Origin of the sequence: Leptotrichia sp. oral taxon 223 (assembly GCF_013394795.1) — a bacterium.
In the GTDB taxonomy this organism is placed as follows: domain Bacteria; phylum Fusobacteriota; class Fusobacteriia; order Fusobacteriales; family Leptotrichiaceae; genus Leptotrichia.
On sequence record NZ_JABXYU010000001.1, the window covers coordinates 1,983,478 to 1,998,993 of the forward strand.

11 protein-coding genes and 1 pseudogene are annotated in these 15,516 nt (G+C 32.6%); 10 read left to right on the plus strand and 2 right to left on the minus strand.

Annotation, left to right across the window (positions count from 1 at the left end; all coding sequences use genetic code 11):
• The first annotated feature begins 312 nt into the window (after nucleotides 1-312).
• The 3 genes from HW275_RS09345 to HW275_RS09355 all read left to right on the plus strand — a co-directional run bounded on the left by HW275_RS09345 (nucleotide 313) and on the right by HW275_RS09355 (nucleotide 4,163).
• Nucleotides 313-2,940, plus strand: a complete 2,628-nt coding sequence (locus tag HW275_RS09345) for an autotransporter domain-containing protein (RefSeq protein WP_178936264.1) — start codon at nucleotides 313-315, stop codon at nucleotides 2,938-2,940.
• Nucleotides 2,941-2,981: 41 nt separating this feature from the next.
• A complete protein-coding gene (locus HW275_RS09350; RefSeq protein WP_178936265.1) occupies nucleotides 2,982-3,581 on the plus strand; it encodes a hypothetical protein in 600 nt (199 codons plus the stop codon).
• An 84-nt stretch (nucleotides 3,582-3,665) separates the two neighbouring features.
• Nucleotides 3,666-4,163, plus strand: coding sequence for a GNAT family N-acetyltransferase (locus tag HW275_RS09355; protein ID WP_178936266.1), 498 nt, complete (start codon nucleotides 3,666-3,668; stop codon nucleotides 4,161-4,163).
• Between the two features lie 971 nt (nucleotides 4,164-5,134).
• Here the strand turns inward: HW275_RS09355 and adhP are convergent.
• Together adhP and HW275_RS09365 are read right to left on the minus strand one after the other, a co-directional pair.
• On the minus strand, nucleotides 5,135-6,178 hold the full coding sequence (adhP, locus tag HW275_RS09360) for an alcohol dehydrogenase AdhP (protein ID WP_178936267.1): 1,044 nt from the start codon (nucleotides 6,176-6,178) through the stop codon (nucleotides 5,135-5,137).
• 326 nt (nucleotides 6,179-6,504) lie between these two features.
• Nucleotides 6,505-7,020, minus strand: a complete 516-nt coding sequence (locus HW275_RS09365; RefSeq protein WP_178936268.1) for a hypothetical protein — start codon at nucleotides 7,018-7,020, stop codon at nucleotides 6,505-6,507.
• A gap of 209 nt (nucleotides 7,021-7,229) precedes the next feature.
• Between HW275_RS09365 and rapZ the strand changes: the two genes are divergently transcribed.
• From rapZ to HW275_RS09400, 7 genes and pseudogenes are all read left to right on the plus strand, one after another.
• Nucleotides 7,230-8,117, plus strand: coding sequence for an RNase adapter RapZ (rapZ, locus tag HW275_RS09370; RefSeq protein WP_178936446.1), 888 nt, complete (start codon nucleotides 7,230-7,232; stop codon nucleotides 8,115-8,117).
• Between the two features lie 9 nt (nucleotides 8,118-8,126).
• On the plus strand, nucleotides 8,127-9,911 hold the full coding sequence (uvrC, locus tag HW275_RS09375) for an excinuclease ABC subunit UvrC (protein WP_178936269.1): 1,785 nt from the start codon (nucleotides 8,127-8,129) through the stop codon (nucleotides 9,909-9,911).
• A gap of 21 nt (nucleotides 9,912-9,932) precedes the next feature.
• Nucleotides 9,933-10,949 carry a hypothetical protein gene (locus HW275_RS09380; protein WP_178936270.1) on the plus strand — a complete coding sequence of 339 codons (1,017 nt, stop codon included), beginning with the start codon at nucleotides 9,933-9,935 and terminating at the stop codon, nucleotides 10,947-10,949.
• 280 nt (nucleotides 10,950-11,229) lie between these two features.
• Nucleotides 11,230-12,747 carry an ABC transporter ATP-binding protein gene (locus HW275_RS09385; RefSeq protein ID WP_178936271.1) on the plus strand — a complete coding sequence of 506 codons (1,518 nt, stop codon included), beginning with the start codon at nucleotides 11,230-11,232 and terminating at the stop codon, nucleotides 12,745-12,747.
• Complete coding sequence (locus tag HW275_RS09390) at nucleotides 12,740-13,807, plus strand: ABC transporter permease (RefSeq protein WP_178936272.1); 1,068 nt, start codon at nucleotides 12,740-12,742, stop codon at nucleotides 13,805-13,807. The genes HW275_RS09385 and HW275_RS09390 overlap by 8 nt, the downstream gene beginning before the upstream one ends.
• A gap of 46 nt (nucleotides 13,808-13,853) precedes the next feature.
• Nucleotides 13,854-14,723, plus strand: coding sequence for an ABC transporter permease (locus HW275_RS09395; protein WP_178936273.1), 870 nt, complete (start codon nucleotides 13,854-13,856; stop codon nucleotides 14,721-14,723).
• A 26-nt stretch (nucleotides 14,724-14,749) separates the two neighbouring features.
• A pseudogene (locus HW275_RS09400) lies at nucleotides 14,750-15,505 on the plus strand (class I SAM-dependent methyltransferase).
• The last annotated feature ends 11 nt before the right edge of the window (nucleotides 15,506-15,516 follow it).

A 15,516-nucleotide genomic window follows, 5' to 3' on the forward strand; every position in this document is an offset into this window, starting at 1 on the left:
AATTTAAAATTTTAGTTCAAAGCCAAAGCTGCCTGACTAAAAAACAATTTTATGCCTATAAAATTTTATCAGACAAAGCGCTTATTGTCAATAAATTTCTTAGAATAGACTTTTTAAAATTTTTATAAAAATAACCTTAATCATTGAGTCTGATTTGCTATGAATAAGATATAAAAAAAATGCTTTAAGAGTAATAATATCGTTTAAATTAAGGATTTAGTCAAGTTTTCTCATTTTTCTTTAATGTTAAAGTATTATAATTGAATTAAATCAAATCAATGTCAAATCAAATTATAACAGGAGTTGGTCAAAATGAAAAGAAACCTCAAAAATATGTATGTTTATGCTTTACTATTGATTTTATTAAGCTGTGGAAGTGGTGGCTCAAAATCAGGCGGGTCGTCAGCATCACCGACACCGTCAGCACCGCTAACCCCATTAACACCATCAGAACCAGTAATAGGAGTTAATGATGTTTATTACGACAATGCTATTGTAATTAGAGAAAAGTATTTTCAGTATTTGCCTGAAAATCCCAACAGAATAAATAATTCTATAACATCAGATGCAGTAAAAAAAATTCCAAGTACAGCTGGAACACCAATAACAAAACAGGATTATGAGGTTTCAGCGGGAGTTCCTATGAGCAGAAAAATATTTGTGCATAATTCCGGAACAACACAGCAAGTTACAGATTTTAGTTCAGATTTAGCTGATTCAAACAGCTATAGAGCGGCAATCGGCGCAGAGTTAATGGATGAATACATTGCAAGGGTAAATTCATATGCAGGAGATAATTTATATATCTGGCCAGCAGGTGATGCTAAGGGGAACAAGAATCCATCGCTTCAGGGGGGATTGCCATATTTTGAAAATAGTTTAGAAAAATCCTGGATAAATGTTGTTGCACTTGCAAATAAACCAGGAACAACAGGATTGGAATGGAAGGATCTAGAACCGCTTTCAAATGCGGGAGTGGCGAAATCTTGGACAATAACGGCGGTAAGTGAGGATGGCACATCGGCAAAAGCGGCAGAAAATGTTGCAACAGTTGCAGGACAATTGTATGAAAAATTTCCTGGAATGAAAATGGGGATGATTAGAGAAATAATACTTTCAACAGCTACTGACATTGGAGCAACGGGTACGGATGATATATTTGGAACAGGATTATTAAATGGTGCAAAAGCATTGGGAGGGCCAGTTTATATAAATGACAAAATTTTTGTTCCTGCTTTTACGACTTGGGAGTTTAGTAATTATATTCGAGGTGGCAGATTAGAAAAAGAAGGAGCTGGAAAATTAATTTTAAAAGGAGATGCCGGTTTTTATTCTTGGCAGGATACAGAGATTAATGGAGGAATACTTGATATTAGAGGACGCCATTCATCTGGTATTAAAATAGGAAGCACTGGAACATTAATAACGAATTCAAACACAAAAATAGGGAAAGATGTAATTAATAAAGGAATACTTAAAAATGTTGGAAAAGGTGCTATTATAGAAGGAAATTATACAGCAGAATATGGTTCGGTAACAGAAGCTGAAATTGGAACGAAATTGATAGTAAAGGGAACTGTAAAAATCGATGGAAGAGAGAGAAATCAGACTTTGGGTAGCACTTTGAGAGTCCTGAATAATAATTATGTTACAGCAGCGCCAACAACAGCGACAGTTATTGAAGCTGAAAAAGGAATAGAAGGAAAATTTGAAAAAGTGGAAACAGGTGAACTGATTAATGGAAAAGTGGAAAATACTGAAAATTCAATTAAAGCTACAATTAGCAGAAAAAATGTGGAAGACTACGTTAATAATTTAAGTGATAGTGATGAAATGCAAAAAAACACGGCTAAAAATGTGGAAGTTTCCTTTAAGGAACTGGATAAAAAAATTGAAGAAGGAAATGCAGATGTTTCTAAGTTTGCTTTAAGTGCGGCAAAACTGCAAAAAAATTCGTTATCTTCGAGTTCAGGTGCACTGGACAGTTTATCAGGGCAAATTTATGCTTCAGCTCAAGCTTTGACATTTCAGCAGTCGCAAACTGTAAATAAGGATTTGTCGAATAGACTTGTAATGCTTGGAACACTCGACAACGTTGGAGATAAGTTCGGATTGTGGATTTCTGGAATTGGTGCAAGTGGAAAGTTGAAACAAGACGGGTATGCCGAAGGAAAGACTAAAGTTTATGGCGGGCAAGTTGGAATTGATAAGAAATTTGGAGAAAACTTGATTTTAGGAACGGTGTTGTCTTATTCAAAAGGAAATGTGAAATTTAATAGACATGGCGGGAAATCAGATTCAGACAATTTTGGAATTTCACTTTATGGAAGAGCTGGAAATAATGATAATCCATTGTATGTGCAAGGAAGAATTGGAATTGGTTTTGTAAACAGTGAAGTCAAAAGAGATATTATTTTGTCTACCAATGACATTTCAAGAGCCAAAATTGAGCATAATGATAAAGTAATTTCAGGATATTTGGAAACAGGTTACGATGTTAAAAAAGGAGATTTTGTGTTTACACCATTTGTTGGAATTTCACACGATACAGTTCAAAGAGGTGCATTTAATGAAGAAAACAGTCAATTTGGATTAAAAGCGGACAAAAAAACTTATAATCAGACAAGCGGGCTTGCCGGGATTAGAGCTAGCCAAAGTTTTAACTTTAAAAATGGCTCAAAAGCTACAGTGCAAGGATATGTAACTCATCAGAGAGCATTAAAAAATGAAGATTTAAGTTTTGAAGCGTCGTATTCAGGATTGCCAAATGCGAAATTTAAAGTGAAAGGAATCGGACTTTCAAAAAATCAGACTTGGGTAGGAGCTGGAGTTTTAAATGAAGTTACACCAAATTTTGCGTGGTACTTGAATTATGATGGAAAAGTTGATAAAAAAGCACGAAATAATGTGTTTACTACAGGAGTTAGAGTAAATTTTTAACATTTTGCAAAGAAGCAAGAAATTTTAGGAGATGATTTTTTATGAAAAGAAAAAAAGTTTTTTTACTGGTTCTATTGGTATTTGCAGTAATAACACAACAAGCAAAAGCCGATTTTTGGTCTAAATTAAGAGATGCTTTTATAGGCGGTAACAGTTACTCAAGTTCGAGTTCAAGCTCAAGAGATGAAAATATTGTAGATGGAAAAGTGATAAATCCGAAAGATAAAAGAGAATACAGATTAGTAGAAAAAATGAATGATGAAAAAGCATATTCGGAAAGTTTATATAGAAATTTTGAAAGTTCAACGAGCAAAACTTTTTATTATGAATGTACGATAAATTCAAGAGATTTTTTGTCAATAATAGGATTTAGAACATTTTATGGATACGCTAAATTTCCTGTGTATGAAATTGGTTCAGGAGTGGAAGAGTGTTATGAAAAGAGAGAAAATGAATATAAAAGAAAAGTTTCTGGAAGAAAAATCTATTTAGACGACAAATTAGCAAAATATATTTGGAAAAATGAAATTAATGTGCAAAAAATAGCGGTGTACAATGCAAGATTGAACAATAAGGGTTATCCCTTGTTTAGTTCAGCAAATCCAAGAATTTTTATAAATGATAGACAGGTGTCCTATTAATCGAAAAATGATAAATTAATAACTAGATTTGTGTTCTCTGAAATGTTATAATTTAATAACAAAAAGTTGAAGGGAAAATAAATTATGAACATTAGAAAGGCAAGAATAGAAGATTTGGATGAGATAACGGCAATAGAAGCGGTGTGTTTTCCAGCAAGTGAAGCTGCAACTAGGGAATCTTTTGAAGGCAGATTAGCTGTTTATCCTAATTATTTCTGGATCCTTGAAGAAGAAGGGAAAGATGGAAATAAAAAAATTGTGAGTTTTGTAAATGGAATGGCGACAGATAGTCCAAATTTGTTAGATGAAATGTATGAAAATCCTAATTTACATAACGAAAAAGGAAATTGGCAAATGATTTTTGGAGTGAATACGCTCCCTGAATATAGAAAGAGAGGATATGCTGAAAAATTAATCAATGAGCTTATTTTTGAGTCAAAAAGTAAAGGCAGAAAAGGGGTAGTCTTAACTTGTAAAGATAAACTTGTTTCATATTATTCAAAATTTGGTTTTGAAAAAGAAGGAGTTTCAGAGTCTGTTCACGGCGGTGCTGTCTGGTATGAAATGAGATTGAAATTTTAAATTTTTTAAAATGAAATAAAATTCTATAATAATTTAATTTAATAGTCTTGTTAAAAAAATTAAATTTAATTCTTAAGTATCCATCTTAAAGACTTTTATAATTTTATTTATAAATATTATGATTAATAATAATAGTTTTTCTATTTTTTTGTAACGTAAGGGCATCAGACGCCATGCCCTTACAACCCCGCTTTACGCAAAACTTTCTTATAAAGAAAAAATAAAACTCGCTTCGTAAAACTACGCTCAGACAGTTATTTTTCCTTTAACGAAATTTTGCTCTTTAATATTTTCCAAATTTAAGAAATTAAATATATAATCTTTATAATTTAATATAGAATGTCGTGATTTTTTTGGAATGAAAACGATTAAACACATTTATGTGTTTCTTTCGCCAAAACCTTTATAACAAATATATTTTAGAGAGTTGTTCTAATCTTTAATTTGCGAAAGTGAGCGTAAGCGAGTTTCGTTTTCGTAGTAATTCAGGTTTATCCAAACAATAAAGTTCAGACTACTTTCCCAAATAAAATTTGGGAATATTTCAAAAAAATGCTTAGACGAGCCAGGGTTAGTGCACAGCACTTTCGCCATTATCTTTAATATGCCATTATTTAAAAATGTTAAAATAACTATTATTGCGAAATAAAGGGAAATGGCGATTGATTTCCCTTGCTTTATAAAAAGAAAAAACATAAAAACTATAGGAAAAATATTTATTAACAATAAGCAATTTCTCAAAATCTAAATAAAAATCCCTTATATGGATACTTAATGATTAAATTTAATTAAATGATAATTCAATAATTAATAGTATAATCTTGTAAAAAATGACTTTAATTTCATAAATTTTTTGATTTTCACTATTTAGACAGGAAATAGTATTAATAACATATCTTTTTAAAGAAAAAATGTAACTAACAATCAAGTTAATTACATTTTTTTATTTATTTAGATGAATTTAAATGAAATTAGTGTTTGTGTCCACAACCACAAGAATGTGAGTGCATATCAATTACCATACGTCCTTGAATTGTTCCTTCTTCCATTTCCTTAAAGATTTCTGGTGCTTCTTCAATAGTTCTAGTTTGAACTACAGGTACAACCAATCCTTCTGCTCCAAATTGGAATGCTTCCCTTAAGTCTTCTCTTGTTCCAACAAGTGATCCGATTACTTCGATACCATCTAATACTGTTTTTACGATTGGCAAGTCCATAGTTTCTGATGGAAGTCCAACTGCGACAACTTTTCCAGCGGCTCTTACTGAATCAACAGCCTGGTTAAATGCAACTTTTGATACAGCAGTAACTACAGCAATATGAGCCCCAAGTCCGCTTAATTCCTTAATTTTTGCAACTGGATCTTCTTTTTTACCGTTTATAATATAATCTGCTCCAACTTCTTTTGCAAGTGTCAATTTGTCATCGTTTATGTCAACAGCGATTACGTGAGTATTAAATACTTTTTTAGCATATTGAACTGCCAAGTTTCCTAATCCTCCAGCACCATAAATTACTACCCATTGTCCTGGTTGAGGTTTTCCAACTTTTATTGCTTTATAAGTTGTAACTCCTGCGCAAGTGATACTGCTGGCTTGAGCTGGATCCAATCCTTCTGGAACTTTTACTGCATAATCAGCTGTAACGATACATTGTTCAGCCATTCCTCCATCGGCAGAATATCCTGCATTTATTACATCTCTACACAAAGTTTCCTGTCCATTGATACAGTATTCACATCTTCCACATCCTTCAAAGAACCAAGCAATACTTACTCTATCTCCAGGCTTCAAAGATGTTACACCGTCTGCAACTTCTCTTACAATTCCAATTCCTTCATGTCCCAAAACTCTTCCAGGAACTTTTCCAAAATCTCCATGAGCCACATGTAAATCAGTATGGCAAACACCGCAATATTCCACATCAACTAACGCTTCTCCCGCTTTTAACCCTCTTAATTTCTTTTCTACAACTTCTATTCCAGTTCCTTCTTTATTAACTACTACTGCTTTCATTATGTTATTTCCTTTCTATATTTTAATTTATAAATTTAATTATGTGAATAACTGCTCACATAATAATATATACCCCATAAAATTAAAAAAGTCAAATAAATCTTAATAATTTTTTATAAAAAAGAAAAAATTGATTTTTATTAATTTACAAGGCATAATTGAATAATTGAATAAAAGATTAAAAAAATGAAAGGGAAAGGGAATGAGAAAATTTTCTATTGGGGTTGAGGATTTTAAGTAAATTACGAAAAGTCAGTTGTAAAGAAAAATAAAAAAATTAGTCAGTCTTATTTTTATTTACTGTAAAAAAAGAGAAATAGAAAAATCTACTTCTCCCCTAAAACTTTGTTGTTTTTGATTTTAACGCTTTTTATAGAATTAAATTTTTTGTTATTTCCTAAGTAGAGTAAAGGTTTTTTGTATTGCAGTTCGTAGGATATGGTATTTATAAGGGTAAGGGCGTATTTATCTGGCTTGATATCTTTTCCATCTTTTGTTATTAATTTTTTTAAATTAAAATTCCAAAGATAAAGATTTGAATTTTTATATTCTAAATCGTTTTCAAATCTGGCTTTTCCAGTAGTCAGTTCGGAAGTAGCTCTGTCTTTAAATTCGTAATCAGTGTCAATTATAAGTTTGTCATTTTCAAAGTAGACTGTTGGGTTGGAAAGTTTCATATCTCCAATTATGAACATTGATTCTTCAATTGGAAAGTGTGATTTAACAGCAGAAATTATCATTTCTTTTGGAATTTCTATTTTATTTTGTGTAAATATGTAGGCACTGATGGCAATTATGGAAAGGATGGATCCTAAAATTATAAAATTAATAGATTTTTTCATATTATTTCCTCCAATTTTAAATTTAGAATAATATTATCACATAAGGCTTTTAAAGGGCTTAGAATAGGCATTTAAATAATAGATTAGAAAACAAGGTGGTAGTTGCTAAAATATTTTAAAAATAATTTATCTAAATGAAAAATTTATGGTATAATTAACAAAGAAAAATATTAAAAAAATGGGATAATAATAAAATGAGAGGGAGTAAGATGATAATGGAAGATGAAGGAGAAAAAAAAGAGCTTGTTATAATAACAGGGATGAGTGGTGCAGGAAAATCAGAAACAATGAATTTTTTTGAGGACAGGGAATACTTTTGTATTGACAATTTTCCGATAAGTTTGTTTCAGTATCTGAATGAAATATTTTTAAGCAACAAAAAACGAAATAAAGTTGCGGTTGCAATAGATATAAGAAATCAGGAATTTATAGAGCAGTTTTTAAAGCAGCTTGAATTTTTGGATAAAAATGAAATAGACTACGAAATTATATATCTTGACGCAAGAACAAATGTGCTTCTTAGCAGATATGAGCTTTCCAGAAGAAAACACCCTTTAAATTTATATGATACGCTGCTTGAAAATATAGAGGCTGAAAGGAAAATAATTAAGGACTTTATGCTAAAGGCAGATTTGGTTATAGACACGACTAAAACGTCTGTAAAGGAACTTCAGAAAATACTGGAAAAGGAATATTCAGGGAAAAAAGCAAAATTAAGTGTAAATCTGACTTCTTTTGGATTTAAGAACGGTATACCACTGGATCTGCATTTAATGTTTGACTTGAGATTTTTGCCAAATCCTTATTACATCGAAGATTTAAAGCATAAAACAGGAAATCATAAGGACGTTATGGATTATGTAATGGGGCTTGAAGAAAGCAGGGAATTTTATAAAATGCTTCTTGATATGCTTGAATATCTGATACCAAAGTATGAGAAGGACGGAAAGTCACATTTGCGTATAGGAATAGGATGTTCAGGAGGGCAGCACAGATCTGCAACTTTTGTAAATATGCTGCATAAAGATTTGTCCGAAAGGCTGGAATACAAGATAACAAAATTCCATAGGGAAATAGGTGATAAAACGGAGGTATAAAAAGGCAAAATGGAAGAAGAAATAAAGTCACCAATTAAATACAAGGATATTCCCACCCATCCAGGAGTTTATCTGATGAAAAATGAGCGTGGAAAGATTATTTATGTGGGAAAGGCGAAAAATTTGCAAAATAGGGTAAAGTCTTATTTTATGAATGTAAATTCGCATAATCAGAAAACGCTGGAATTGGTTAAAAACATTAGGGATATTGAATTTTTTATCTGTAAATCGGAAGTTGAGGCGCTTATTCTGGAAAATAATCTTATAAAGAAGAATAAGCCAAAATATAATATTTTATTAAAAGATGAAAAAACTTATCCGTATATAAAATTTACAAAGGAAAAATTTCCTAAAGTGGAAATTGTGAGAAGCACGAAAAAATTAAATGAAAATGCAGAATATTTCGGGCCTTATCCGATGGGGATATTTTTTGCAATGAAGTCGCTTATTAAGATATTTCCCGTGCGGGACTGCAATCGAAATATGGACAAAATTACAAAACCTTGCTTAAAATATTATATGAAAACTTGTCCTGCTCCCTGTAAATACAAGGATATTGAAGATGAGTACAGTATAAATGTAAAAAATTTCAAGAATTTTTTGAAGGGGCATTCTGACAAGGTTATTGAAATGCTGGAAAGCCGAATGAAAAAGTTTAGTGATGAAATGGAATTTGAGCGTGCAATTAACGAGCGGGAAAAACTGTCTGTGATGAAAAAAATGCTGGAAACACAGATTATTGAATACAGCAAGGAAATTGATGAAGACGTGTTTGTATTTGAGGAAAAAAGGGAAAATGTGTTTTTGTGCGTGTTAAACATTCGTGAAGGAAAAGTAATTAATAAAAATCATATAATAATCTCGCTGGAGAGAAGCCAGGAGGAAAACCTGTTTGAGCGGCTAATTACTTCGTATTATGAAAAAAGGAACATTCCAAAACATATTATTTGTGATGAACGATTTGCGCAAAGCGAACTTTTGATAAAAGAATGGGCAAAAATTGAAAAGCATAAGGAAATAAAATTTCATTTTCCAAAAATAAACAGCCGAAGATTGCAGCTTCTGGAAATGGGATATTTAAACCTGCGTGAAGAAGTGGATAAATATTACAGAAAACGTCGTATGGTTCAGGAAGGGCTGCATAACTTGAAAAAAGAACTGCATTTAAAAAGTTTGCCTTACAGAATCGAATGTTTTGATATTTCAAATATTCAGGGAAAAGATGCGGTTGCAGCGATGACGGTGGCACTTGATGGGGAAACAACACCGAAGGAATACAGGCATTTTAAGATTACAGTAAAGGACACACCTGATGACTTTTTAATGATGAGGGAAGCGTTGACACGAAGATATTCCAAAATGGAAAATGATAAAATGCCTAATTTAATTCTAATAGATGGTGGAAAAGGGCAGCTTGGAGTGGCTGTGGATGTATTGGAAAAACTTGGGAAAATAGAGCATACTGATGTAATTGGAATTGCAAAAAGGGAAGAGGAAATTTTTAAAAGTTATGAAAGCGAGCCTTATTTATTTGAAAAGACAGACGAAACATTGAAAATTTTGCAAAGACTGCGGGATGAAGCCCATAGATTTGGGATTACGCATCATAGAAAATTAAGAAGTAAACGGAATGTTAAAAGTGCATTGGATGACATTGCAGGAATCGGGCCAAAGCGTAAAAAGGAATTAATAAAAAAATTTGGATTAATAAAAAATATAAGGAATGCAACACTAGCAGAACTGATGGAAATTGTGCCAGAAAATATTGCTATTTCAATAAAAGAAAATTTATAAGAATATATTAGGAGGAAAACCTTGAAACAGTTAATAATTTTGATGCTGCTTGGGTGCAGTATGACGAGTTTTGCTCTTTTTGATAAGATAAAAAAGGAGATAAAATGGAAGGAAGAGGAAAAGCCTCGATTTAATCAGGTAAAAGTAATGATTGACGGGAAAGAGAAAATGCGGAAAGTTATACCGGGACGTTATGAGATAAAGCTGTTTGAAATTACGTATCCGACAGATTTGTTTGGGAAAAATAGATTTTACAATGAATTTAACACTTTCTTGAAAAATATAAAAAAGGGGAAGAAGTATTCATTGCTTCTGGAAAATAGATTTTACCAGGAAATGCAGGATATAAAAATTGATCAGCTTTCAGAAGAAGAAAAAATACTGGAACTACCTGCATCTTCTTTGGATGAATATTATAGGCAGCAGATAGCTGCAATGTCTAACGGCGCTAATTTGACGGAATATGTAGGAACGGATCAGGAATATTTGAATAGGCAGATTTATGTACTTTATGAACTTTTAAATAAAACCGATTTTAAGCCAACAAATGTCTATTCGGAACTGGATAAGGAATTTTTAATTGAAGAATTGAGAAATCATCGAAAGGAAGTTGTAGAAAACTTTGAAAAATCGAATGTTGAATTTTTTATAAAGGAAACTTATGAAAATTCTGGATTAAATAAATTTAAAGATGATTCTGTGTATAAATTTGACAAGGATATTTTAATTTCTGACAAATTAGAGGATCAGGCAGTATTGCCGGAGGTTCAGAGAAATGTTTATTTAACAGGCTTTCCTAGTGAAATTATTGAAGAACTTGCTAAAAATAAATTAAAATTAAAAAGAACACCATTGCTACTTGAAAATGATGAATATACAGGGTATACTTATAATGAAAACAATACAGTTGTGTTTGTCGGGGGGAAAAATCCTAAGTATTATTACAGGGATTATAAGATAAATGTGGTTAAAAAGCCGATAGCAGTGCTGGATTTGTTAAAGACAAATTCTAATTATTATGTATCAGATTTTTTTTAAAATTATATTTTTAATAATATAAATAATAAATTTGTTCAATATGAAATTTCAAATTATTCATTTATTTTTTTTATTTTTAAATTTTAGGTTATTTTTATTAATAATAATTTTTCCTTTGTTTTTTATTTTCCCCTTTGAATATGTAAGTTATATAAAAAAGAGGAACAATAATTATTCATAAAAATAATTCAAAAATATAAATTGCAAAAAAATTTTTAGGATGAATGGTTTAGGAATGAAAAGTATTGAACAAAATTAATCTTTAGAAGTAGGAGGAAAGATGAGCGAATATATTTTGGAAATGAGAAATATACGGAAAGAGTTTTTGGGCGGAAAAATCGTTGCAAATGATGATATTACGCTGAAGATTAAAAAAGGGGAGATTCATGCGATTGTTGGGGAAAATGGTGCTGGAAAGTCCACGCTTATGAAGATTTTGAATGGACTTTATTCTCCGACTTCTGGTGAAATTTTTTACAAGGGGAAAAAAGTTGACATTGACAGTCCTACAACTGCGGCAAATTTAGGAATTGGAATGGTTTATCAGCACTTTATGTTAGTTGACACGCTGACAGTTGCTGAAAATATGGTTCTAGGATTTGAGCCTAAAAAGGGCGGAGTGTTTTTTGACTTGAATACTGCGAGAAACCAGGTTAGGGAAGTTTCTGAAAAATATGGGCTGAATATTGATCCGGATGCGAAAGTGTCAGACTTATCAGTTGGGATTCATCAGAGAATCGAGATTTTAAAGGTATTATTTAAAGGTGCGGAATTACTGGTATTTGATGAGCCGAGTGCGGTGCTTACGCCACAGGAAGTAAAAGAGCTGTATGAGATTATGAGAAACCTTATAAAGGAAGGAAAAACAATTATTTTTATTTCACATAAATTGCAGGAAGTGCTTGACTTGTCAGATAATATTACGGTTATTCGACGTGGAAGCGATGTTGGAGGATTGAAAACTGCAGAAGCAACGAAGGAAAAAATTGCAAATCTTATGGTTGGGCGTGTGGTTTTGTTTGAAGTGAAACGTCCAGATGTAAAATTTGGGAATGTGGTTGTAAAAGTTGATAATTTGAGTGTAAAAAATGGAAGCATTGAAAAAGTTAAGGGGGTTTCGTTTGAAATCCGGGAAGGTGAAGTGCTGGGAATCGCCGGAGTGGAAGGAAATGGACAGACTGAGCTTATTGAGGCTTTGGCAGGGCTTGCAAAAGTTGACAATGGAACGTATTTTATAGGCAATGACGAACTGGAAAACAAAACGCCAAAACTTATCAAGGAAAAAGGGCTTTCCCACATACCTGAAAACAGACATAAACGAGCTACTATTGATGATTTTACAATGGAAGAAAATATGGCCTTGGGACTTCAGGATCAGTATTCTAAGGGAGCATTGCTTGACTACGGTGAAATTGAAAGAAAAACTAACGAATACATAAAAAAATACGATATTAGACCAACAGATGGGAAAATCAAGTTTGGCGGACTGTCTGGTGGAAATCAGCAGAAAGTCGTTGTAGCAAGAGAGCTGGAGCGTGAAAATAAATTTATCATTGCGGCACAGCCTACAAGGGGAGTCGATATTGGTGCGATTGAGATGATTCACAATACTATTCTGAATGAAAAAACTAAGAAAAAGGCGATAATGGTTGTTTCGGCAGAACTGTCAGAAATAATGGCGTTAAGCGACAGGATTGCAGTAATGTATTCAGGAAGAATTGTAGGAATTTTGGATAGAAAAGACGCAACAACAGAAAAAATAGGAATATTAATGGCAGGAGGGAAAATAGATGATTAAAAATAAGGTAAAGGATTTTCTACCATCTATAATTGCAGTATTAATCGCATTAATTATTGGTGGAATGATAATGATGACGAAAGGTGTAAATCCGTTTACAGCCTATCTTGATATGATGAGAGCAGCTTTTTATCAGACTTCTCCAAGATCTCCATTCTTGAGCGGTCTTGCGAAAACGTTATTTATTGCAACACCATTAATATTCTCGGCACTTGCCACAATGGTAGCCTTTAAAGCGGGATTATTTAATATCGGAATGCAGGGGCAAATGGTTGCAGGAGGGCTTGCAGCAACTTTCTGGGCAATTACATTTAGAAATTATGTTTTTGGAAATGTATTCATTGTAATAATTGTAGCTGTAATTGCAGGATTTTTATGGGCTGGAATAGCTGGGCTGTTACGTGCAAAGTTTGGAGTGAATGAAGTAATTAGTACAATTATGTTAAATTATATTATGATTGAAATACAAAATTTCATGTTAAACGGAATTTTAAAAGATCCAACTACACAAAATACACAATCTCCACGTGTGTTTGAAGGGGCAAGACTGCCGCTGCTTTTTGCAAAAGTTACAAAACAAAATTTGAATTTTGGTTTCATAATTGCAGTTCTTTTGACAATAGGGTTGTTTTTCTTTTTCAAATATTTCAAAAAAGGATACGAGATAAAAGCAGTCGGGCAAAGCGACACAGTTTCTGAAAATGCAGGAATTAATCCAAAATATATTATGTTTTTGGCAATGGGAATTGCTGGAGCGTGTGCTGGACTTGGAGGAGCTGAACGTGTTTTAGGTGGAGCTTCAGAGTACACATATACAGAGCTTATTATGGGAGATTACGGATTTACAGGACTTGCGGTGGCGCTTCTTGGAAAAAACAACCCATTTGGAATATTAGTTGCAGCAATATTTTATGCATCACTTGAGGTTGGAGGACAAATGCTGCAGCAGAGATACCAGATTGACAAGGATATTGTATTTATTATACAAGCGTTAATCATTATTTTTGTAGCATCAGAAAATTTATTTAAATTTATGATTAATAAAAAGAAAGTGGCGTAAATTTAGTTATTAAATAAAAAATATTGAGTTAGAAAGGAAAGATAAAATGAATATATTACAACAAATACTTAATTTATTGCAGCAAACAATAATAATAGCACCTCCAATCCTTATAACAGCCGTAGGAGCGTGTATCTCTGAAAGAAGTGGAATTGTTAATATTGGGCTTGAAGGAATTATGCTAAGTTCAGCATTTGCAACGGCAGTTGTCAATATTGCCACAGGGAATCCTTATTTAGGAATAGTTTTTGGAATGATAGTGGGAATTTTAATTTCGCTACTTCACGCAGTAATCAGTATCAACCTTAGAGGAAACCAGATTATAAGCGGAGTTGCAATAAATCTATTTGCAGCCGCAATAACTTCATATTCAATAAAAACTATCTATAAAACTGCTGGAAGCACTCCGTTAGCAAAGTCATTGGCAAATCGTCCATTAATGATAATTGTAATCTATGGAATCGGCATAGCAATGTATTTCTTTTTGTATAAAACTGTTTTAGGTTTGAGAATCCGTTCAGTTGGAGAACATCCATTAGCGGCCGATACAGTTGGGATAAGTGTTTATAAGACAAGATATATCGCTGTACTTATATCAGGTGCATTAGGAGGACTTGGCGGGGCTTATCTTACAGCCGTACTGCTTCCGTCTTTTTCAAACAACATGTCAGCAGGGCGTGGATATATCGCCTTGGCAGCAATGATTTTTGGGAAATGGAATCCAATAGGAGCAATTTTAGCAAGTTTATTATTCGCTTTTGGACAAGCATTCGCCGATGTTTCCAAAACAATAGGACTCCCAATATCTCAGCAATTTTTGACAATGATACCGTATATTTTAACATTGTTGGCGTTGGTTGGATTTGTAGGAAAATCGAAAGCACCGAAGGCATCAGGATTGCCATATGAAAAATAAAATTTGATAATAAAAAAGGAATAAAAATGTCAAAATCTTATCAGAAAATAAATGCAGAAACAATTGATCGATGGATTGAAGAAGGCTAGGAATGGGGAAAGCCAATTAGCCATGAAACGTATTTAAATGCCAAAAATGGTAATTGGGATGTCCTTTTGACACCAGTAAATCCTGTGCCTCACGAATGGTTTGGAAACTTAAAAGATAAAAAAATACTAGGACTGGCTTCTGGAGGAGGCCAGCAAATGCCTATATTTAGTGCTTTGGGTGCAAACTGCACTGTTTTGGATTATTCAGATAAACAGCTGAAAGCTGAAAAAATAGTTGCAGAACGTGAAAAATATGAAATAGAAATTATCAAAGCCGATATGACAAAAAAATTACCATTTTCAGATAACAGTTTTGACATAATTTTTCATCCAGTAAGCAACTGCTATATTGAAAAAGTTGAACCAGTATTTAAAGAATGTTATCGAATTTTGAAAAAAGATGGAATTTTATTGTGTGGACTGGATATTGGAACAAATTATACTGTAGATGAAAAGGAAGAGAAAATCATAAACAGTCTTCCATTCAACCCATTAGTCAACGAAGAGCAAAGAAAACAGCTGGAAGAACAGGATTGCGGAATTCAATTTTCTCACACAATATCAGAACAGATAGGCGGGCAATTGAAAGCTGGATTTAGACTAACAGATATTTATGATGATACAAATGGATTCGGAAGGTTGCATGAACTTAATATTGCAAGTTTTGTGGCAACAAGAGCAATAAAAGAATAAAAACACAAAAG